This is a genomic window from Nocardia sp. FDAARGOS_372 (assembly GCF_002554515.1).
GTDB lineage: Bacteria > Actinomycetota > Actinomycetes > Mycobacteriales > Mycobacteriaceae > Nocardia > Nocardia farcinica.
In genome coordinates this window covers 376,398-395,853 of the sequence record NZ_PDDW01000001.1, presented here as the reverse complement: position 1 = coordinate 395,853, position 19,456 = coordinate 376,398, and the positions used below count along the sequence as shown (strand labels likewise).

15 protein-coding genes are annotated in these 19,456 nt (G+C 71.2%); 4 read left to right on the top strand and 11 right to left on the bottom strand.

Features of this window, described 5'->3' with window-relative positions:
- The first annotated feature begins 27 nt into the window (after positions 1-27).
- Positions 28-732 (top strand): hypothetical protein, encoded by a 705-nt coding sequence (locus tag CRM89_RS02070; protein ID WP_098083097.1) that lies wholly within the window; start codon positions 28-30, stop codon positions 730-732.
- Positions 733-742: 10 nt separating this feature from the next.
- On the opposite strand, the gene CRM89_RS02065 is transcribed toward CRM89_RS02070, so the two are convergent.
- The gene (locus CRM89_RS02065) at positions 743-1,561 is read right to left on the bottom strand and encodes a PhzF family phenazine biosynthesis protein (RefSeq protein WP_086842492.1); all 819 of its coding nucleotides are present in this window, start codon (positions 1,559-1,561) and stop codon (positions 743-745) included.
- Positions 1,562-1,659: 98 nt separating this feature from the next.
- Positions 1,660-4,080 (bottom strand): HAD-IC family P-type ATPase, encoded by a 2,421-nt coding sequence (locus tag CRM89_RS02060; protein ID WP_098083096.1) that lies wholly within the window; start codon positions 4,078-4,080, stop codon positions 1,660-1,662.
- A gap of 83 nt (positions 4,081-4,163) precedes the next feature.
- On the opposite strand from CRM89_RS02060, the gene rarD reads away from it, so the two are divergent.
- Entirely contained in the window at positions 4,164-5,096 is a 933-nt protein-coding gene (gene rarD, locus CRM89_RS02055) for an EamA family transporter RarD (RefSeq protein WP_041560824.1), read from the top strand.
- A 70-nt stretch (positions 5,097-5,166) separates the two neighbouring features.
- Positions 5,167-6,102, top strand: a complete 936-nt coding sequence (locus CRM89_RS02050; RefSeq protein WP_098083095.1) for an ADP-ribosylglycohydrolase family protein — start codon at positions 5,167-5,169, stop codon at positions 6,100-6,102.
- Between the two features lie 64 nt (positions 6,103-6,166).
- Here CRM89_RS02050 and CRM89_RS02045 read toward each other — a convergent pair whose 3' ends face one another.
- The 3 genes from CRM89_RS02045 to CRM89_RS02035 form a co-directional block, all read right to left on the bottom strand.
- On the bottom strand, positions 6,167-9,421 hold the full coding sequence (locus CRM89_RS02045; RefSeq protein WP_172964607.1) for an arabinosyltransferase domain-containing protein: 3,255 nt from the start codon (positions 9,419-9,421) through the stop codon (positions 6,167-6,169).
- Positions 9,422-9,533: 112 nt separating this feature from the next.
- Positions 9,534-10,091: a hypothetical protein gene (locus tag CRM89_RS02040; protein WP_011208311.1), complete on the bottom strand. Its 558-nt coding sequence runs from the start codon at positions 10,089-10,091 to the stop codon at positions 9,534-9,536.
- 37 nt (positions 10,092-10,128) lie between these two features.
- Complete coding sequence (locus CRM89_RS02035; RefSeq protein ID WP_172964428.1) at positions 10,129-11,511, bottom strand: DNA polymerase IV; 1,383 nt, start codon at positions 11,509-11,511, stop codon at positions 10,129-10,131.
- A gap of 288 nt (positions 11,512-11,799) precedes the next feature.
- Between CRM89_RS02035 and CRM89_RS02030 the strand changes: the two genes are divergently transcribed.
- Positions 11,800-12,684 (top strand): UTP--glucose-1-phosphate uridylyltransferase, encoded by an 885-nt coding sequence (locus CRM89_RS02030; RefSeq protein ID WP_076574018.1) that lies wholly within the window; start codon positions 11,800-11,802, stop codon positions 12,682-12,684.
- On the opposite strand, the gene CRM89_RS02025 is transcribed toward CRM89_RS02030, so the two are convergent.
- The 6 genes from CRM89_RS02025 to CRM89_RS02000 all read right to left on the bottom strand — a co-directional run bounded on the left by CRM89_RS02025 (position 12,681) and on the right by CRM89_RS02000 (position 19,422).
- The gene (locus CRM89_RS02025; RefSeq protein ID WP_041560010.1) at positions 12,681-13,244 is read right to left on the bottom strand and encodes an NlpC/P60 family protein; all 564 of its coding nucleotides are present in this window, start codon (positions 13,242-13,244) and stop codon (positions 12,681-12,683) included. The genes CRM89_RS02030 and CRM89_RS02025 overlap by 4 nt on opposite strands.
- A gap of 358 nt (positions 13,245-13,602) precedes the next feature.
- Positions 13,603-16,731: an isoleucine--tRNA ligase gene (ileS, locus tag CRM89_RS02020; protein WP_098083093.1), complete on the bottom strand. Its 3,129-nt coding sequence runs from the start codon at positions 16,729-16,731 to the stop codon at positions 13,603-13,605.
- A gap of 287 nt (positions 16,732-17,018) precedes the next feature.
- Complete coding sequence (locus CRM89_RS02015; RefSeq protein WP_011208306.1) at positions 17,019-17,213, bottom strand: hypothetical protein; 195 nt, start codon at positions 17,211-17,213, stop codon at positions 17,019-17,021.
- A 62-nt stretch (positions 17,214-17,275) separates the two neighbouring features.
- Positions 17,276-18,121, bottom strand: coding sequence for a DivIVA domain-containing protein (locus CRM89_RS02010; RefSeq protein WP_098083092.1), 846 nt, complete (start codon positions 18,119-18,121; stop codon positions 17,276-17,278).
- Positions 18,122-18,187: 66 nt separating this feature from the next.
- Complete coding sequence (locus tag CRM89_RS02005) at positions 18,188-18,490, bottom strand: YggT family protein (protein ID WP_041560822.1); 303 nt, start codon at positions 18,488-18,490, stop codon at positions 18,188-18,190.
- An 89-nt stretch (positions 18,491-18,579) separates the two neighbouring features.
- Positions 18,580-19,422: a cell division protein SepF gene (locus tag CRM89_RS02000; protein WP_041560009.1), complete on the bottom strand. Its 843-nt coding sequence runs from the start codon at positions 19,420-19,422 to the stop codon at positions 18,580-18,582.
- Positions 19,423-19,456 lie beyond the last annotated feature (34 nt).

Below are 19,456 nucleotides of genomic sequence, written 5' to 3'. Positions count from 1 at the left end.
CGGGCATGCGAGTGGGCGGTAGCGCCAATGCTGCGCGGGTTCGGCGTGGTCGTGTCGGCCGCGCTGCTGGTGGGCTTCTTCGCGGTGCTCGGCGTGCTGGTGCCGCCGCGTGAGGCCGGCGTCGGGACCGATCGCCTCGGGCCGGAGCACGGCGAGGCGGTCGCGGACTACCGTGCCCGGGCCCGGCAGTCACTCGACGGCGCGGACACCGCCGAGCGGTGGGCACTGGTCTCGTTCACCGCGCCGCTGCCGCCGGGACAGCTCACCGGGCTCGGCGCCGGCCTGCGCATCGCGCAGGTGCTCTACCAGGTGCCGATGCCGCGCGTGCGCACGCCACTGACCGTGGTGCCGGTCCCGGCGGGTGCGGCGGCGGTGCTCGCCTCGGCCGAGGCCGCCGCCTCCCAGCTGCGCGACGCCCTCGACCCCAACGCCCTCGACCCCAACGCCCTCGACCCCGACACCATCGACCGGAACACCGCCGACGAGCGCTATCGTCGCGTCCTCGGCGTCGCCGCGCAGCGGTTGACCGACGGCTGCGCCTGCGCCGTCGGGGTGGTCGTGCGCGGGCCGCTGGACCGGCTGCGCACCCTCGCCGAGAATCCCGCCGTTCGTGCCGTGGAAGCGCTGCCCGCCGACGCGATCGCGGGACGCTTCGGGGTGGTCCCGTTGCTGCCCGAGCACGTCGACGTCGTCGCCCCCGGCCCCGACGACGGGCCGGTACCGGACCGGTAGCGCCGCAGGCTCATTCCGGCAGTGTCACCACACCGTCCAGGTACCGGCGGCAGCGCCCCAGCAGCAGCACCCGGTCCCCGACGAGTTCGCAGCGCAGTGTGCCGCCGCGCCGGGAGAGCTGGCGCGCCACGAAATTCGTGCCGCCCAGGCGCGCCGCCCACAGCGGGACCAGTTGCGCGTGCGCCGATCCGGTGACCGGGTCCTCCGGGATGCCGACCGCGGGCGCGAACACCCGCGAGACGAAATCGGCCTGCTCGCCCGGCGCGGTGACGATCACCGCGCGCGCCAGCGGCGGAAACGAACCGAACAGCGGATTCACCTGCCGCACTTCACGTTCCGACTCGACGACGAGCACCTCGTCGGTGCCGGTGTAGGCGCGCGCGGGACGGACGCCGAGCGCGGCGACGAGGGCGGGGTCGGGGTCGATCTCGACGGAGGTCACCGCGGGCAGGTCGAGCACGAACTCGTCGTCGTCGGTGCGGTCGACGTGCAGCCAGCCGCTGCGGGTGAAGAAGCTGACCCGATCCTCGCCGGGGTGGATGTCCGCGAGGATCTGCGCCGCCGCGGCGAGTGTCGCGTGCCCGCACATGTCCACCTCGGCGCGCGGGGTGAACCAGCGCAGGTGGAACACCGGCCGATCCGGCGGCGGCGCGACCGCCTCGGGCGGTAATTGCGAGGTGTAGAAGGCGGTTTCGGCGAGGTTGTTCTCCTCGGCCAGGTTTTGCAGCAGCTCGTCGGGCAACCAGGACAGCAGCGGCATGACCGCGGCCGGGTTGCCGGAGAACGGTGCGTCGGCGAACGCGTCGATCTGGTGCAGCAGGACCTCCATGATCTCCAGAAGGTACTCCACGACCGAATGCCCGCCGCGCACAAGGCTTCTCGCGGCGCGGCGGGTCGAACGACCACTTTGCCGCCGCGCCGGCCCGGTCAGGCGCTGCCGCCGGGCGAGGCGGGGATCAGCCTGCGCCGCCCGTCCTCGGCCGCGCCGAACCACCACGCGATCTCCACCAGCACGATGCCCACCGCACCACAGGCGAACGCCGCCCCGGTCAGCGCGAGGTTCGAGGGATCGAGCGCGAAGAACTCCCGGGTGAACGGCACCGTGAACAGCACAACGTAGGCGAGCACCGACACCGCGATCAGCACGACCTTCCACCACACATAGGGCCGCGCCACGATCGCCAGCACCCACACCGCGATCATGATGAGGGTGATCAGCGCGGTGGTGCCCGCCTGCACCTTCTGCTGCTCGCTGGCCTGTGGCCCGGCGTAGGCGATCAGGTACGCCACGAACGTCGCCGCGCCGATCACGACGCCGGAGGGGATGGCCTGGCGCATCACCCGGGAGACGAAACCGGTACGGGCGCGCTCGTTGTTCGGTGCCAGCGACAGGATGAACGCGGGAATACCGATGGTGAACCACGCCGCGATGGTGACGTGCCGAGGCAGGAACGGGTAGCCGATCGGTTCGTAGCCGAACACCTGCGAGCCGACCCCGGCCAAGCCGACCAGGAAGGCCAACAGCACCGAATAGACCGTCTTGGTGAGGAACAGGTTGGAGACCCGCTCGATGTTGCCGATCACCCGGCGGCCCTCGCCCACCACGTACGGCAGGGTGGCGAACTTGTTGTCCAGCAACACGATCTGGGCGACCGCGCGAGTGGCCGGGCTGCCCGAGCCCATCGCCACCCCGATGTCGGAATCCTTCAGCGCCAGGACGTCGTTCACGCCGTCGCCGGTCATCGCGACGGTGTGCCCCCGCGATTGCAACGCGCCCACCATGGCACGCTTCTGGTCCGGGCGCACCCGGCCGAACGTGGTTTCGCGCTCGAGCACGTCGGCCAGTTCGTCCCGGTCGTCGGGCAGCGTGCGGGCGTCCACGGCGTGCTCACCGCCGGGCAGGGCGAGCGAGGAGGCCACCGCGCCCACCGAGACGGCGTTGTCGCCGGAGATCACCTTGATCGCCACGTCCTGCCTGGCGAAGTAGTCGAGGGTGTCGCGCGCGTCCGGGCGCACCTTCTGCTCCAGCACGACCAGGGCGGCGGGCCGCACCACGCCGGGCGCGTCGGGGGCGTCCACCGGCCGGTCGCTGCGCGCCAGCAACAGCACCCGCAGCCCCTGCGCGCCCAGTTCCTCGGCGGCCCGCGCGTGCTCGGACTCGCGGTCGAGCAGCACGTCGGGGGCGCCGAGCAGCCAGTCGCCGTGCTCGCCGAAGGACAGCCCGCTCCACTTCTTGGCCGAGGAGAACGGCGCGACCGCGGTGTGCGTCCAGCCGGGCGCGTCCGGCAGCGCCTCGGCGATGGCCTGCACGCTGGCGTTCGGGCGCGGGTCGTCGGCGGCCATCGCGGCCAGGGCGGCGCGCACCTGCGCCTCGTCCTCGTCGTCGAGCACCCGCACCTCGGCCAGCCGCATGCCGTTCTCGGTGAGCGTGCCGGTCTTGTCCGCGCACACCACGTCCACCCGGGCCAAGCCCTCGATGGCGGGCAGTTCCTGCACCAGGCACTTGCGCCGGCCCAGCCGCACCACGCCGACGGCGAACGCGATGGAGGTCATCAGCACCAGGCCCTCGGGCACCATCGGCACCAGCGCGGCCACCATCCCGGTGACCGCGGGCCGCCACGACTCGCCGCTGGAGAACAGCTGGTTGTAGATGCTGAGCAGGCCCGCGGGCACGAGCAGCACGGTGATGAACTTGAGGATGCGGTCGATGCCGCTGCGCAGCTCCGAGTGCACCAGGGTGAACTTGCTGGCCTCCTCGGCCAGCCGCGCGGCGTAGGCGTCGCGGCCCACCTTGGTGGCCCGATAGCAGCCGGAACCGGAGACCACGTAGCTGCCCGACATCACCTGCGCGCCGACCGGTTTGTCGATGGGATCGGCCTCGCCGGTGAGCAGCGACTCGTCGACCTCGAGCAGCTCGGACTCCTCGACCACGCCGTCGACCACGATCTGGTCGCCGGGGCCGAGCTCGATCAGATCGTCGAGCACCACGTCCTTGGGCGAGATCTGGGTCGCCACCCCGTCGCGGCGCACCGTGGGCTTGGCCTGGCTGACGATCGCCAGCTGGTCCAGGGTGCGCTTGGCCCGCACCTCCTGGATGATGCCGACGGCGCTGTTGGCGACGATGAGCAGCCCGAACATCCCGTCGATGAGCGAGCCGGTGCTCAGCACCAGCAGGAACAGCACGCCGAGGATGGCGTTGATGCGGGTGAAGACGTTGGCGCGCACGATGTCGCGCACCGAGCGGCTGGCCCGGTCGGGGACATCGTTGGTGAGCCCGTCGCGACGACGCTGCTCGACCTGCGCCGCGGACAGTCCGGCGGACCCCGACAGCTGCTCGGTTGTGGTCATGATCGCCAGCCTAAGCCCGGTGGCGCGGGCGGCCGAACCGGCCCGCGCCGGTCGTGTCGGCGCGGGTGGGTACCGTCGGGGGCGTGCGAACGGTCACGGCGGTTCCGGGGGTGGTGTTCGGGACGAGCGCCTACCTCGCCTGGGGACTGTTCCCCGCCTTCTTCGGTCTGCTGGCCTTCACCGGCGCGGTCGAGGTGCTGGCGCAGCGGATCCTGTGGACGCTGGTGGTGGTGCTTGTGGTGCTCACGCTGGCCGGCCGGCTGCGTGAGTTGCGCGGTATCGACGCCCGCACGTGGCGGCTGGCCGGGCTGGCCTCGGCCGCGATCTCGATCAACTGGGGGGTCTACGTCTACGGCGTCACCTCCGGGCACGTGGTGGAGTGCGCGCTCGGCTACTTCGTCAATCCGCTGGTCACCGTGGCGTTCGGGGTGCTGATCTTCCGCGAGCGGCTGGCCGTGGCGCAGTGGGTGGCGCTGGGGCTGGGCGCGCTGGCGGTGGCCGTGCTCACCGTCGACTACGGCAGGCCGCCGGTGATCGCGCTGACGCTGGCCTGCTCGTTCGCGCTGTACGGGCTGGTGAAGAAGGTGATCCGGCTCGACGCGCTGCGCGGTATCGCCGCCGAGGGCCTGCTGTCGGCGCCGTTCGCGCTGGCCTACGTGATCGCCGGGCTGCTCACCGGCACGAGCGCGCTGCTGACCGGGCCCGCGCACGCCGCTCTGCTGATCGCGACCGGACCCGTCACCCTGGTGCCGCTGCTGCTGTTCGCGGTCGCCGCCCAGCGGGTGCCGCTGTCGACGATGGGCCTGCTGCAGTATCTGACCCCGGCGTTGCAGATGGCGTGGGGGGTCGGCGTGGCGCACGAGCCCATGCCCGCCTCGCGGTGGGCCGGGTTCGCCCTGATCTGGCTCGCGCTGGCCGTGTTCACCGCCGATGCCCTGGTTCGCGGTCGCCGCACGCGCCGGGCCGCCCGCAGCCGGGCCGAGGATCCGGAAGGTGTTGCGGGACCGGCCGGTTGACGGCGTCGCCGGTGGCGGTAGATTGACCGGTGGGCGCGGGGAAGCCCCGCACAGGCGAACAGGGGGGATCGTGAACGAATTCGAAGACAGAATCGCCGGCGTGCTGCTGGGCACCGCGGCCGGTGACGCGCTGGGCGCCGGGTACGAATTCACCCATCCCGGCCCGGACCGGCCGATCGAGATGATCGGCGGCGGGCTCGGCAATTTCGCACCGGGCGAATGGACCGACGACACATCGATGGCGCTGGCGATCGCGCTGGCCGCCGACACCAACCCACCCGGCCTCGACCTGGACGTGGTCGCGGCCAACTTCGTGCGCTGGTACGACTCGCAGCCGCCGGACATCGGGGTGCAGACCGCGAAGGTGCTCTCGGTGCGTCCGGAATCGGCCGAGGCGATGTGGCGGCAGTCGATGGCGATCGAGGGGCGCACCGGCGGCAACGGCTCGCTCATGCGCACCGCGCCGGTCGCGCTGGTGCACCTGGACAGCGCGGCCGACTGCGCGCGCGTCGCCGGGCAGGTCAGCATGCTGACCCACCGCGACCCGCAGGCCGAGCAGGCCTGCCGGATCTGGTCCCTGGCCATCCGGCACGCCGTGCACGCGGGCGATTTCCAGGGCGTGCGCGCCGCGGTCGCGACCCTGGACACCGCCGACACCTGGCACCGGCTGCTGGACGAGGCGGAAACGCTCTCGCCACAGCATTTTCCGAACAACGGCTGGGTGGTGCACGCGCTGCAGACCGCCTGGTGGGCGATCACGCACGCGCCCGCGACCGGTCCCGAGCATCTGCCCGCCGCGCTGGAGCTGTGCGTGCGCGCCGGTGGCGACACCGACACCACCGCCGCCATCGCGGGTGGGCTGCTCGGCGCGCGCTGGGGCGCGTCGGCGGTGCCCGCCGAGTGGCGCGCGATGTTGCACGGCTACCCGGGGCTCACCGGCGAGGACCTGGTGGACCTGGCGCTGCGGATCACGCGCGCCGACCGCCGCCAGCCGACGAGCGGCTGAACTCGGACCGATGACAGCCGTCCCGCGCGGCTGTCACCGGTCGGTCTCGGTACGCCGTGCCGTCTCAGTACGCGGTGTTGATGTGCCCGGGCGACCACAGCCCGGAGTGATCGCGTTCGGTGATGTCGGGTCGGGCCGCGACGGCGGTGTCGTCGATGCGGGTGAACTGCTGGAGTTCGCCCCAGTCGCGGTCCCAGTCACCGTTCAGATAGGTGGCCAGGGTGCGCGCGTGCAGCAGCATGCCGGTCCAGCCCAGCGGGCCGCCGCTGTCGTGGCTCTGCCACAGGTTCGTCACCGCCGCGCCGCCGCGATCGGGCAGGATGCGGTAGGCGGGGATCTCGGCGATGCCGTGGCGGTGGTCGAAGGGCCGCTGGTGCGGGAACTGCAGCCCGACCATCCAGTCCACCAGCGCGGGCTGTTCGGCGCCGACCAGTTCGTCCAACGTCACGGTCTGCGGCACCCGCGGCGGGGTGACGGCCAGCCACTGTTTGGGGTTGCGGTCGCGGTCGGCGGCGACGATCCGGATGACGTCGGCCTGGGCGGGGATGTCGGCGAAAGGCACCCGCAGGTTGCGCCACGACGGCGCGGGCCCGATGTCGATCGGGGTGACCCGGCCCAGCGGCCGCGCGGTCTCGCCGGATTCGGTGACGCCGTATTCGATCTCCACGGACTGGCCGGGGGTGACCACGCCGTCGGCGTCCACCGAGCGGATGCGGCCCGCCGCGCTCAGCGCGATGATGCCCGCCCGGTCTTCGGGGCGAGGCAGCCGGTACCAGCCGGTGGTGAGTTCGGCCGGGCCGCTGTCACCGGACCGGTAGCTGCCCAGCACCGGCACCCGGGCGGGATCGAGGCCGAACGGCAGGGCCGCGGTGGCGGTGCCCGCCTTGTCCTCGGCGGAGGTCTTGGTGGTCAACGCGTCGGCGATGCTGCCCGAGGTGTTGTCCTCGGCGTCGGCGCGCAGATCCTCGGCGACACCCGCCGGCGTGAACCCGGTGCCGGTGCCCGCCAGGGTGGTCACCGCGTCGCCGGTGAGCGGTTCGAGCATGCCACGGTTGGGGTCCTGCTCGACCAGCACGTGCCCGGCCAGCCCGAACGGCTTGCCGGTGACGGCTTCGATGTTGGCGCGCGCCAGCGAGAACGACTCCCCTTGCGCGACCGCGGCTTTGGCGAACGAGCCGAGGTCCCAGACCAGCGCGAGCGCGAGGGCGAGGGTCAACGGCGGCAGCGCCGAGGCCCGCCAGAGGCGGCGTGAGATCCGGTGCGGCACGCCGGAATCCGGTGTGCGCACATGCCACCACGCGGCCACGGCCAGCAACAGCACGGCCAGCGCCAGGAACATCCGGTTCAGCCCGATGCCCGCCACCGCGGGCGACTTGTCCCACCACGGCATGCCGTAGGAGGACACGTACCACCAGCCGTTGGTGCCGGAGAAGACCAGCGCCAGCAGGAACGCGATCCCGGCGGCGAACAGCGCGCGGTTGCGCGGCGCGCGCAGCACCCGCGGGCTCACCGCCATCGCCGCCAGCACCGCGACGCCGCCGGCGAGCCCGGCGTAGACGCCGAAGTGGTGGGTCCACTTGGTCGGGGTGATCATGATCAGCAGCAGCGCACCCGCGGTGGTGCCGAGCAGCCTGCGGGCGGGCCCCGGCGCGGTGAGCGGGATGCGCCCACCGCGGCGCAGCAGCACCGCCACGCTCACGAACAGTCCGGCGAACATCAGGAAGATGCCGATCCGGCGTCCGATGGACCCGTCGACCTCGGGCTGGAACAGGTACTGGTAGCGCAGATACTCCTGATACCAGGGCACGTCCGGCCCGATGGCGTGGTGCACCCGCTGCATCTCGAGCGCGGCGCTGAGCGGCTGGTCGGCGAAGGACACCGCGAGCACCAGCACGCCCGCCGCGGCCAGCGGCGCCAGCAGGGTGGCGTAGCCGAGCACCCGCTGCCGGGTGCCGGTCGCCGTCGCCGTCACCCGGGCCATGATCGTCCGCGCCACCGGGCGCAGGCCGGCCAGCAGCGCGGCGAGGCAGATCACGCCGGAGGGCCCCGCGGTGATGGTGAACGCGGCCACCAGGATCGCCACCGCCGCGGGCAGCAGCCGCCGGGTGGCGACCGCGCGCTCCATCGAGCACCAGGTCAGCAGCAGGCCGAGAGCCACCGGGGGCTCCGGGCGCAGGCCGTTGTTGTAGGGCAGCCAGACGGCCAGGAAGGCCAGCGCACCCGTCCACAGCGCCAGCCGGTTGTGGCGCACCAGGACGCCCAGCCGCGGCACCACCTCCCGGCTCAGCAGCAGCCACACCAGCATTCCGGCGAGCAGCGCGGGCAGCCGCACCCACGGGCTGGCCGTGCTGACCTCGGTCATGATCCGGATGAGGTCGTAGTAGGGGGTGCCGATCGGGTTCTCCGGCACGCCGAAGTAGGCGAAGTAGTTGGCCATGTAGCCGGAGACGCCGGATACCCGCGCCATGCCGAACTGGTAGCCGTCGTCGGAGGTGGTGGCGCCGATGAAGTGCCACAGCACCAGCACGCCGAGCACGACGCCGTCGACCACCGAGAGGCTGCGCAGCCGCGGCAGCAGCCTGCGGTTGCGCCTGCCGTCCTCGCGGTCGATGCGGTGCAGGGCCACCAGTGCCACGGCGGTGGCCAGCAGCGCCAGCCAGATGGCGGCGCGCTTGAGCGGTGTCGGCGTGGAGGAGAAGCGGGAGTCGATCTCGGCGGTGACGACGGTGCCGTCGGGGGTGGCGAGTTCGCTGTAGATGCCGACCAGCTGCGGGCGGTAGTCCCCGTCGAGGCGGACGGTGCTCGCACCGCCGGTGTAGCCGGTCAGCTCCGCGGTGGCGGCGGTGGCGTCGGCGTGCACGCGCAGTGCACAGCCGGGTGCCAGTTGCTCGACGGGGACGCTGAACAGGGCGTTGTTGCGCAGCACCACGTCCAGGCGGGCCCGCTCGTCGGCGGTGGCGGTGGTGACCCTGGCCAGGAAGCCGTAGCGCTCGAGATCGGGCGCGCCCTTGGGGCCGGTGGCGGTCAGCACGCCGCCGTCGGGACCGAGCTGGGTGATCGCCGCGCACGGCACGGTGGCGTCGAAGGTCAGCGGGGCGTAGCCGATCAGCGGGGCCTCGACGCTGTCGGGCGCGCCGTTCTGCGGCCAGGTGAGTGTCGCGGCGTCCACGCGCACCGGCAGCAGCGGCACCGCCACCGCGCACAGCGCGCCGATCAGCGCCGCGAGCAGCGCGACCGGGCGCGCCCAGGTCGAGCGCGGAACCCCTTGCGGTGCCGATGTTTTCGCTTCACCCGCGGGCGGGGCTCCCGTTCGCACCATAGTCTCAGCCACGGCGACCGATCGTAACGGTCGTTGCTGAGAAGGGAACCCCGGTGTCCGCAGACGGCGCGCGGCGCGCGGCCCGGCCGGTCGCCGGGCCGCGCGTGACGGGTCAGGCGCAGGCGACCGACTGCTGGCCGAGGTTGGTCAGCATGGTGCAGGCCCAGGCCTTCTGGACCTTCCACTTGCCGTCCTCGGCGACGAACGGCACGTCGGCGATGTTCTCCTGGCCGTTGAGCACGATCTTGGCCTTGGCGTTGAGGGTGTCGCCGAAGGCGGTCACATCGGTGACCTCGACGGTGGCGCCGGTGTCCTTGTAGGCCTGGGCCAGGCGCGAGGGCAGCTCGGGATCGGCCTCGATGCCCTGCACCATCTCGAGCTTCTCGGAGTTCGGCACCGCCGGGTCCAGCGCGCGCTGCAGCTGGGTGTTCAGCTCCGCCGCCGTCGGCACCGCGGGCGTGTTCGCCGCGGTGGTGGTGGCCGCCGCGCTGGTCGTCGTCTTGGTCGGCTTCGCGTCGTTGCCGCTGTCGTCACCGCCACACGCGGTGAGACCCAGGGAGGCGACGACGGCGAGGCCGGCGATCGCGATGCGTCCAGTCGTACGAAGCTTCAACTGCTCGTCCTTTGCGTTCGAGTAGGTCCGTGTCGTTACCGAGGCAGCCCAGCACATCGAACCGGCAGCACTGCCCGGTGACCCAGGCTACCGGTCAGGCCAGACTGCCGAGCGGATCCGCCCGGGACAGACTGATGTCGTCGGCGCTGAACGTACGCGCCGGACCGGGTCCTGTCGAACTCGTCTCGAACCGCACGGTCACCACCCCGTGCCCGGCACCCTGCACCCAGCCGTGGCCGTACTCCGGGTGTGCCACATCCATTCCCGGGTACCAGATCCGCGCCGCGGCCGGCTGGGCGACGGGTTCGGGCGCGGCCGGTTCCGGGGGCTCGACGGCGGCGTCCTCGTCGACGGGGGCCCGGTCCAGTTCCGGGAACAGCGACTCCTGCCGCACCGCCGACAGCCCCGCGTACCCGACGCCGACCAGCCGGATCGGCCCCAGCTCCACCGGGTCGATGGCCGAACGCTGGGCGGCGGCGGTGAGCGCGGCCAGATCGGTGGTGGCGTACGGCAGGTTCGAGGAGCGGGTGACGATGCTCATGTCCGAGCGCTTGAGCTTGAGCACCACCGTGCGCGCCGCCCGGCCGTCCTTGCCGAGGCGCCGGTGCGCCGCCGCGGCCATCGCGTCGATGGCCTGGCGCAGCGCGGGCATGGTGACGATGTCGGTCTCGTAGGTGTTCTCGGCGCTGATCTGCTTGGCCTCGGCGCGCTCGGTGACCGGCCGGTCGTCGATGCCGCGGGCCAGCCGGTGCAACGCCGCGCCGATGCTGCCGCCCAGCAGCGACACGGCCTCGGACTCGGGCAGGGCGGCGAACGCGCCGACGGTCTCGATCCCCAGTGAGCGCAGCCTGCCCTCGGCCACCGGCCCGATTCCCCACAGCTTGCGCACCGGCAGCGCGGCGAGCAGCCGCTGCTGCTCGGCCGGGGAGACCACCCGGATGCCGTCGGGTTTGGCCAGGCCGGAGGCGATCTTGGCGAGTTGTTTGCCGGTGCCCGCCCCGACCGAGGCGACGAGCCCGGTGCGCTCGCGCACCAGCGCCCGCAGCTCCGCGCAGAATTCGTGCACCCGCGCCACGCTCGCGCCCGCGAGTTCGGCCGGTTCACCGAACGCCTCGTCGAACGACAGCGTCTCCAGCACCGGGATGCGGCTGCGCAGCGCCTCGAAGACCCGCCCGCTCATCTCCGCGTACACGGCCCCGCGCGGCGGCACCACCACCGCGCTCACCCCGACCAGCCGCTTGGCCTGGTGCATCGGCATCGCCGAGCGCGCGCCGTACACCCTGGCCTCGTAGCTCGCGCCCGCCACCACCCCGCGCGCGCCGGTACCGCCGACCAGCACCGGGCGACCGCGCAGGGTGGGCCGGGTCAGCTGTTCGACCGAGGCGAAGAAGGCATCCATGTCGATGTGCAGCACCCACCGGCGCGCGGTGTGCTCGGCGTCGGGGAGTTCCGCCGCCACGACGGCGTCAGCGGACATGCCCGCGCACCGGGCCGTGTGCCACACCGGCGGCACCCGCCCGCTCGGTGTCACCCGCCCGCTCGTTCCTCACGGACCGGAATCTACGCCTGTCCACCGACAACCCGGCCGAGCCACCGTGGTGGCTGTGAACTTGCTGCCGGTCCGCTGGGGATGAACCCGCGGGCCAGGCCTGCGCCGCGACCACGAAGACCGGCATTGACCAGGGCCGATAGCCGTCACATCCACCGTGCTCGGCGCGGCCGGGAGCGGGTGGTCCGCGGTGGGCGATATGTGATGATCGGAGGCATGAAGATCCGCAAGGCCGTCATCCCCGCCGCAGGCATCGGCTCCCGGCTGCTCCCGCTGACCAAGGCCATCCCGAAGGAGATGCTGCCGGTCGGCGACAAGCCGGTGATCGAGCACACCGTGCGCGAGCTGGTCGCCTCCGGCATCACCGACATCACCATCGTCGTCAGCGGGGGGAAGTCCTTGATCCAGGACCACTTCCGCCCCAATCCCGCGCTGGTCGCCCAGCTGCGGGCCGACGGCAAGACCGCTTTCGCCGACGCGGTGGAGGAGGTGGGCGAGCTGTCCCGGCTCGGCCACATCACCTACCTCGACCAGCACGGTCCCTACGGCAACGGCACCCCGGTGCTCAACGCCGCCCGCACGATGGGCGACGAGCCCATGCTGGTGCTGTGGCCCGACGACGTGTTCGTCGCCGAGACCCCGCGCGCCCAGCAGCTCATCGAGGCCTACGAGCGCACCGGCGCGCCCGTGCTGGCGCTCATGCCGATGGACCCGGCCGAGTCGCAGCGCTACGGCGTGCCGGTGGTCGCCGACGACCACGGCGAGGGCCTGCTGCGCATCACCGGGCTGCGGGAGAAGCCCAAGCCCGAGGACGCGCCGTCCAGCTATGCCGCCATCGGTGGCTACGTGGTGACGCCGGGCATCATCGAGGAGCTGCGGCGCCAGACCGCCGCCTGGTACGAGCACCGCACCGGCGAGGTCTACCTCACCGACGCGATCAACGTGCACGCCGCCGACAACCCGGTCTTCGGCCAGGTCATCCGCGGCCGCTGGTACGACACCGGCAACCCCGCCGACTACCTGGTCGCCCAGTTCGCCTCGGCCCTGGCGCATCCGGAGTACGGCCCGCTGCTGCGCAACCTGGCTGCCGAGCTGGGCTAGAAACGCCGGATGGTGTGGATGACGAACTGGTTCAGCGGGGTCAGTCCCACCGGCACGCCCACGCCGTAGGCGTTGAGCACCTGGCCGAATCCGGCGTAGATGCCCACGTGCGAGGCGTCCGCGTGCAGGATCACCACGTCGCCGGGCGAGAGCGCGTGCAGCGGCACCGCCGCGCCGACCTCGGCCTGCTGCCAGGTCGTGCGCGGCAAGTGCACGCCCACCTGCCGGAACGCCCACTGCACGAGTCCGGAGCAGTCCCAGGTGTGCGGGCCGACGCCGCCCCATTCGTAGGGTTTGCCCACCTGGGTGGTCGCCGCCGCCAGCGCGCCGAGTCCCGCGATGCTGGGCACCGGCAGGGCGGCCGATCCGCTGGAGCTGCCCGACCCGGAGCCGGACCCCGATCCCGAACCGGAGCCCGATCCGGAACTGCCGGCGCTGCCCGATGCGCTGCCGGTGTCGGCCCAGCCCGCGCCGGCGAGCAACACGCTGGCCACCGTCGCGATCACGAATCCGAACGCGATGCGCCGCAGAGGTTTTCGATACTCGATCCGTCGGGTCATCCGCACGCAGCCTCCTGTCGACCCGTCGATCCGCGACACCGGCACGCCTACGGGACGACGCCGCGGACCACAGTTCGCCCCGGGCGGCCGGAGAGTCGGCGGCCGTGGCGGGGCACATCAGGTAGAACTCGTCGAGCGATCACACAAGCACCAGCAGCCGCATGGGCACCAGGTGCAACACTGGGGATTGTGCCGAAGTCCACGCGGCGCCGACAGTGGATCAGCAAATATCCAGCATGTGATTTACATCACAAAAGCGGGTCGCTCCGGGACTTGTCCGGGCAGGCCCGCGCGGCGCCGGAACCCGCGGCGGTGCATCCGGGCTGCGCGGAGGCACCGTCGCGGGGTCGGGCCTGCCCTACGCCTTCGTCACCGAAGCCCGCACGCCACCGGCGAGTTCGGCGGCCGGCTCGCCCGCCGTGCCGAATTCCAGGCTGGTCGCCAGGATCTCCCCCGCGATCAGGTCGCGGTGGGTCTGCGCCCACGACCGCCGGTCCTCGGGAACCTCGAGCACCACGTGGATGCGGTCGGAGACGTCCAGCCCCAGCGACTTCCGGGTCTCCTGGAGTTCCCGGACGAGGTCGCGGGCCCAGCCCTCGGCCTCCAGTTCCTCGGTGACCACCGAGTCCAGCACGACCAGTCCCGCATTGCCGGGCAGGGCCGCGGTGGACTCCGGCTCGGCCGCGACCAGGCGCTGGGTGTACTCCTCGGGCAGCAGCGTGATCCCGGCGGCGCTGACCACGCCGTCGGCGCTCTCGGTCCAGTCACCGGCCTTGACCGCCTTGATGACCCGCTGCACGTCCTTGCCCAGGCGCGGGCCCGCCGCCCGCGCGTTGACGGCCAGCTCGAACCGGCCGTGTACGGCCACGTCGGTGGTCAGATCGACCTTCTTGACGTTCACCTCGTCGGCGACGATGTCGGCGTAGGGCGCCAGCCGCTCGGCATCGGGGGCGGCGATGGTGACCTCGGCCAGCGGCAGCCGCACCCGCAGGTTCTTCGCCTTGCGCAGGCTCAGCACCGTCGAGCACACCGTGCGCACCTCGTCCATGGTCGACACCAGCTCCGGGTCGGCGGGCAGGTCGGCGGCGGCGGGCCAGTCGGCCAGGTGCACCGAGCGCCCACCGGTCAACCCGCGCCAGATCACCTCGCTGATCAACGGCAGCAACGGTGCGGCCAGCCGGGTCGCGACCTCGAGGACGGTGTGCAGGGTGTCCACCGCGTCGCGGTCCTCGCTCCAGAACCGGCTGCGCGAGCGCCGCACATACCAGTTGGTCAGCGCGTCGGCGAACGTGCGCAATTCCTCACACGCCCCGGCGATGTCGTAGACCTCGAGCGCCTCGGTCATCCCGTCGCGCGTTTGCGCCAGCTTCGCCAGGATGTAGCGGTCGAGCACGTGCGTGGAATCCGTGCGCCATTCGCCCGGCTTCGAGGCGTACAGCTGCAGGAAGGTCCACGCGTTCCACAACGGCCGCAGCGCGTGGCTGACGCCTTCCCGGATTCCGCGTTCGGTGACGATGAGATTTCCACCGCGCAGGATCGGCGAACTCATCAGGAACCACCGCATGGCATCGGAGCCGTCGCGGTCGAACACCTCGTTGACGTCCGGGTAGTTGCCCTTGGACTTGCTCATCTTCAGCCCGTCGTCACCGAGCACGATGCCGTGCGCGGCAACGGTTTTGAACGCGGGGCTGTCGAACAACGCGGTGGCGAGCACGTGCAGGGTGTAGAACCAGCCGCGGGTCTGCCCGTTGTATTCGACGATGAAATCGCCCGGGAAATGGGAGTCGAACCACTCCTTGTTCTCGAACGGGTAATGCACCTGGGCGTAGGGCATCGAACCCGATTCGAACCAGCAGTCCAGCACCTCCGGCACCCGGCGCATCATCGACCGTCCGGTCGGATCGTCCGGGTTCGGCCGGGTCAGCTGATCGATGGCCGGACGGTGCAGGTCGGTCGGGCGCACGCCGAAATCGCGCTCGAGCTCGTCCAGCGAGCCGTACACGTCCACCCGCGGGTAGGCCGGATCGTCGGAGACCCAGACCGGGATCGGGCTGCCCCAGTAGCGGTTACGGCTGATGTTCCAGTCGCGCGCGCCTTCGAGCCACTTGCCGAACTGGCCGTCGCGGATGTGCTCGGGCACCCAGGTGATCTGCTTGTTCAGCTCCACCATCCGGTCGCGGAACTTGGTGACCGCGACGAACCAGGAGGGCACCGCCATGTAGATCAGCGGCTGGCCCGAGCGCCAGCTGTGCGGGTAGGAGTGCTCGATGGTCTCGTGCCGCAACAGCTTTCCGGCGGCCTTGAGATCCTTGATGATCACCGGGTTGGCGTCGAAGACCATCAGGCCCTCGTACGGCGGCACCATCGAGGTGAACCGGCCACCCGGGTCCAGCGGCTGCACCAGCTCGATGTCGTTGGCCGAGCAGACCTCCATGTCCTCCTCACCGAAGGCGGGGGCCATGTGCACGACGCCGGTGCCGGAGTCGGTGGTGACGTAGTCGGCGGCGAGCACCCGGTGCGCGTTCGGATGGCCGAGGAAGAAGTCGAACGGCGGGCGGTAGGACAACCCGACCAGCGCCGCGCCCTCGAACTCGGCGAGCACGGTGGCGTCCTCGCCGAACTCCCGGCTGTAGTGCGAAACCCGTTCGGCCGCCAGCACATACCGCTTGCCGTCGGCGGCGCACAGGTGCACGTAGCGCACGTCGGGGTGCACCGCGATCGCCAGGTTGGACGGCAGCGTCCACGGCGTGGTGGTCCAGATCAGCGCGTTCGCGCCGTCCAGCTCGCGCAGCGGATGCTCGCCGGGCACGCTCAGCACCATGTCCACCGTGACGGCGGGGTCCTGGCGCATCTTGTACGCGTCGTCGAGGCGGGTCTCCTGGTTCGACAGCGGCGTCTGCTCGTACCAGCTGTAGGGCAGCACCCGGAAACCCTGGTAGATCAGGCCCTTGTCGTAGAGCGACTTGAACGCCCACATCACCGACTCCATGAAGTCGAGATCGAGCGTCTTGTAATCGTTGTCGAAATCGACCCAGCGGGCCTGCCGGGTGACGTAGTCGCGCCATTCCCCGGTGTAGCGCAGCACCGACGACTTACAGGCGGCGTTGAATTCGGCCAGCCCCATCGCGTCGATCTGTGATTTGTCCGTGATACCGAGCTGCTTTTCCGCTTCGATTTCCGCGGGCAGGCCGTGACAATCCCAGCCGAAACGCCGGTCGACGCGCTTGCCGCGCATCGTCTGGAAACGCGGGATCACATCCTTGACGTATCCGGTGAGCAAATGCCCGTAATGCGGCAGCCCGTTGGCGAACGGCGGGCCGTCGTAGAAGACGAACTCCGCTGCGCCGGAACGGTTCTCGATGCTGGCACGGAAGGTGTCGTCGGCCGCCCATGCCTCGAGCACGCGGCGCTCCAGATCGGGGAACGCCGCCCCGGTACCCGCGCCGTAGTCGACGCGGGGGTATGCGCTGTTGCTGTCGTCCGCCATCGCGGATGCGTCTCCTCGTGCCACCGCGCCGCAGGGCGCGTGTCTGTGTGGGCACGGGGACGACCTCGGCGCCCGGTGCGCCGAAACCGCGGTACCACCCCGTTTGTCCGGCGTCGGACGCACCGGACCTCTCGTTGCGAGCTGTGACGGGCTCACCCGTTCGGTTCTACTGAGCGCCGCCGCGGGCGGTGGCGCCGTTCTTCCGAAGGCTCCCCGGTGATGGCCGGATCGTCGCCGTCTCCCTCGATTCTAGCCAGCGCGGTCAACTCGATATCGCGCCGGTCCGCCTAGCGTCTGGCGTGCCGCCCCGGCGGCGGTGGCGACTCGCTTTCGGGTCTTCGCAGCGCGCTCACCAGCAGCAGCACCGCCCCGATGACGCAGACCACGATGCAGCCCCATGCCCAGATCACCGACCCGGTGGTCAGCGCGGTCACCAGCAGTGCGAAGCCGATCGCGGCGAGGACGAGCGTCACGACGAGCATGCGGACCCCTCAGGTATCCCAGGCGCGTGCCTGCGCCGACCGCCACCCCCGTGCCGAGGGCGCTACTTGCCGCCCTTGGCGAAGGAGGCGGGGGCCAGGTTGGTGCCGGTGTCGCTGTCGGCGAAGGCGTCGCCGCCGTCCACCGGAACCGCCGAGCCGCGGTTCTCCAGCTCCTCGAGCTGGGACTCCAGGTAGGACTTCAGCCGCACGCGGTACTCGCGCTCGAAGGTCTTGAGCTGCTCGATCCGGCTCTCCAGCACGCTGCGCTGCTGGGTGATGGTCGCCATGATCTCGGTGTGCTTGCGCTCGGCGTCGGCCTGCAGCGCCTCGGCCTTCTCCTTGGCCTGGCGCAGCTGGTTGTCCGAGCGGGTCTGCGCGTCCGACAGCATCGCGTCGGCCTTCTGGCGGGCGTCGGCGATCATCGCCTCCGAGCGGGTCCTGGCGTCGGTGACGAGTCGCTCGGAGTTCGCTCGCGCGTTGGAGAGCAGGTTCTCGGCCTCGGACTTGGCGTCGCTGGTGAGGCGGTCGGCCATCTCCTGGGCCAAGCTCAGCACCTTGGCGGCCTGCAGGTTGGCGTCGGCCGAGGTGTCCTTGGCCGGGGCGGCGGCGACGGGCGCGGGCGGCGCGGCGGGCACCGGCGGCTTGATGGGCTCCGGCTGCGGCTGGGGCTGCGGGACCGGCGCCTTCACCGTCGCGGGACCGGCCGGGCGGTTCTTCTTGGCGTCCGCCAGCTCGGCGTCCAGCTCGGCGACCCGCTGCCGCAGATCGGCGTTCTCCTCGATCAGACGCGAGAGCTCCTGTTCGACCAGGTCGAGGAAGGCGTCGACCTCGTCCTCGTTGTAGCCGCGCTTCCCGATCGGCGGTTTGCTGAACGCGACGTTGTGCACATCGGCTGGGGTCAGCGGCATGGAAGGATCCCTTCACGCGTCTTTTGGAGATCTAGCAGATCTAGCAAGGTATCTTGGCCCATTCTGTCACACCGGAGCTACCGGTTGGCCGAGCCTGCTGACGATCGACATCAGGATGAAGACGATGAATAGCAGGACCATTATCGACAGATCCAGGCGAATTCCTCCCAGAGACACCGGTGGTATCAAGCGCCTCAGGAGTTTCACCGGAGGGTCGGTGATCGTGAAGATCACCTCGAGGACGACGACGACGACGCCGGTCGGCCGCCAGTCCCTGGCGAAGCTACGGATGAACTCGACGATCACCCGGCTGATCAGCAACAGCCAGAAGATGAACAGTACGAAGTACAGCACCGCGAACAAGGCCACCATGCCACTCTGCCCGAAAATCGGCGTCGCGCAAAATGACCACACCGCCGGAGACCGGACCCGCTCACCACTCCCCCCGGATCACAGGACTATTTCTGGTTGTAGAAGCCCGTTTCGGCGATCCTGCGGCGCTCCTCGGCCGAGACGTCCACATCGGCCGGTGAGAGCAGGAACACCTTGGTGGCCACCTTGTCGAACGAGCCACGCAGCGCGAACGCCAGGCCCGCGGCGAAGTCGACCAGCCGCTTGGCGTCGGCGTTGCTCAGCTCGACCAGGTCCATGATCACCGGGTTGCCCTCGCGGAACCGCTCGCCGATGATCCTGGCCTCGCTGTAGTCCCGCGGGCGCAACGTCGTGATCTTGGACAACGGACCTCCGTCCTCGAAGATCCCCGGCCTGCGAGCCACCACCGGCTCGGGGCGCATCCGCTCCTCGAGCCTGCGCTCCTCGGCCTCGGGATCGACGGCGAGCGCACCCCTGGTGGCTCCCCGCAACATCGGCGCGCCACCACCGGCACGGAACCGGCCCGAGGAGGGCGCGGCATCGATGCGGGTGGGGCGCCGCGGCGCCTCGTAGCGGTCCTCGCCGTAGGCGTCCTCCGGGTAGTCGTCGCGGCGGGCGACGGGGTAGCCGGACTTGTAGGACTTGTAGGCGGGCTCCGGGTAGTCGGCGTCCTCGTCGAACCGGTCGGCACCGAACCGGTCGGGGCCGAAGCGCTCGGCGCCGAACCGCTCGGGTCCGAAACGGTCGGCGCTGTAACGATCTTCGCCGTAGCGATCGGCGCCGTAGCCGGCGCGCTCGGAGTACGGACGGGGTCCGCGCGCGCCACCGCGCTCGCTCGCGCGGGGTGCGCGGTCGTCGACGTAGTCGTCTTCGTAATCCTCGAGCGGAACCATGCCGAAGTACGCCTTGAACTTGTGCAGCGTGCTCATCTGGTCGACCTTCCTTCGGCCCCGGTGGCGGCCG

What these genes read in the sequence shown, in the direction of transcription:
- CRM89_RS02070 (WP_098083097.1), top strand. Translation starts at nt 28, where the DNA reads ATGCTGCGCGGGTTCGGCGTGGTCGTGTCGGCCGCGCTGCTGGTGGGC.
- CRM89_RS02065 (WP_086842492.1), bottom strand. Translation starts at nt 1,561, where the DNA reads ATGGAGGTCCTGCTGCACCAGATCGACGCGTTCGCCGACGCACCGTTC.
- CRM89_RS02060 (WP_098083096.1), bottom strand. Translation starts at nt 4,080, where the DNA reads ATGACCACAACCGAGCAGCTGTCGGGGTCCGCCGGACTGTCCGCGGCG.
- CRM89_RS02045 (WP_172964607.1), bottom strand. Translation starts at nt 9,421, where the DNA reads ATGGTGCGAACGGGAGCCCCGCCCGCGGGTGAAGCGAAAACATCGGCA.
- CRM89_RS02040 (WP_011208311.1), bottom strand. Translation starts at nt 10,091, where the DNA reads ATGTGCTGGGCTGCCTCGGTAACGACACGGACCTACTCGAACGCAAAG.
- CRM89_RS02035 (WP_172964428.1), bottom strand. Translation starts at nt 11,511, where the DNA reads ATGTCCGCTGACGCCGTCGTGGCGGCGGAACTCCCCGACGCCGAGCAC.
- CRM89_RS02030 (WP_076574018.1), top strand. Translation starts at nt 11,800, where the DNA reads ATGAAGATCCGCAAGGCCGTCATCCCCGCCGCAGGCATCGGCTCCCGG.
- CRM89_RS02025 (WP_041560010.1), bottom strand. Translation starts at nt 13,244, where the DNA reads ATGACCCGACGGATCGAGTATCGAAAACCTCTGCGGCGCATCGCGTTC.
- ileS (WP_098083093.1), bottom strand. Translation starts at nt 16,731, where the DNA reads ATGGCGGACGACAGCAACAGCGCATACCCCCGCGTCGACTACGGCGCG.
- CRM89_RS02015 (WP_011208306.1), bottom strand. Translation starts at nt 17,213, where the DNA reads ATGCTCGTCGTGACGCTCGTCCTCGCCGCGATCGGCTTCGCACTGCTG.
- CRM89_RS02010 (WP_098083092.1), bottom strand. Translation starts at nt 18,121, where the DNA reads ATGCCGCTGACCCCAGCCGATGTGCACAACGTCGCGTTCAGCAAACCG.
- CRM89_RS02000 (WP_041560009.1), bottom strand. Translation starts at nt 19,422, where the DNA reads ATGAGCACGCTGCACAAGTTCAAGGCGTACTTCGGCATGGTTCCGCTC.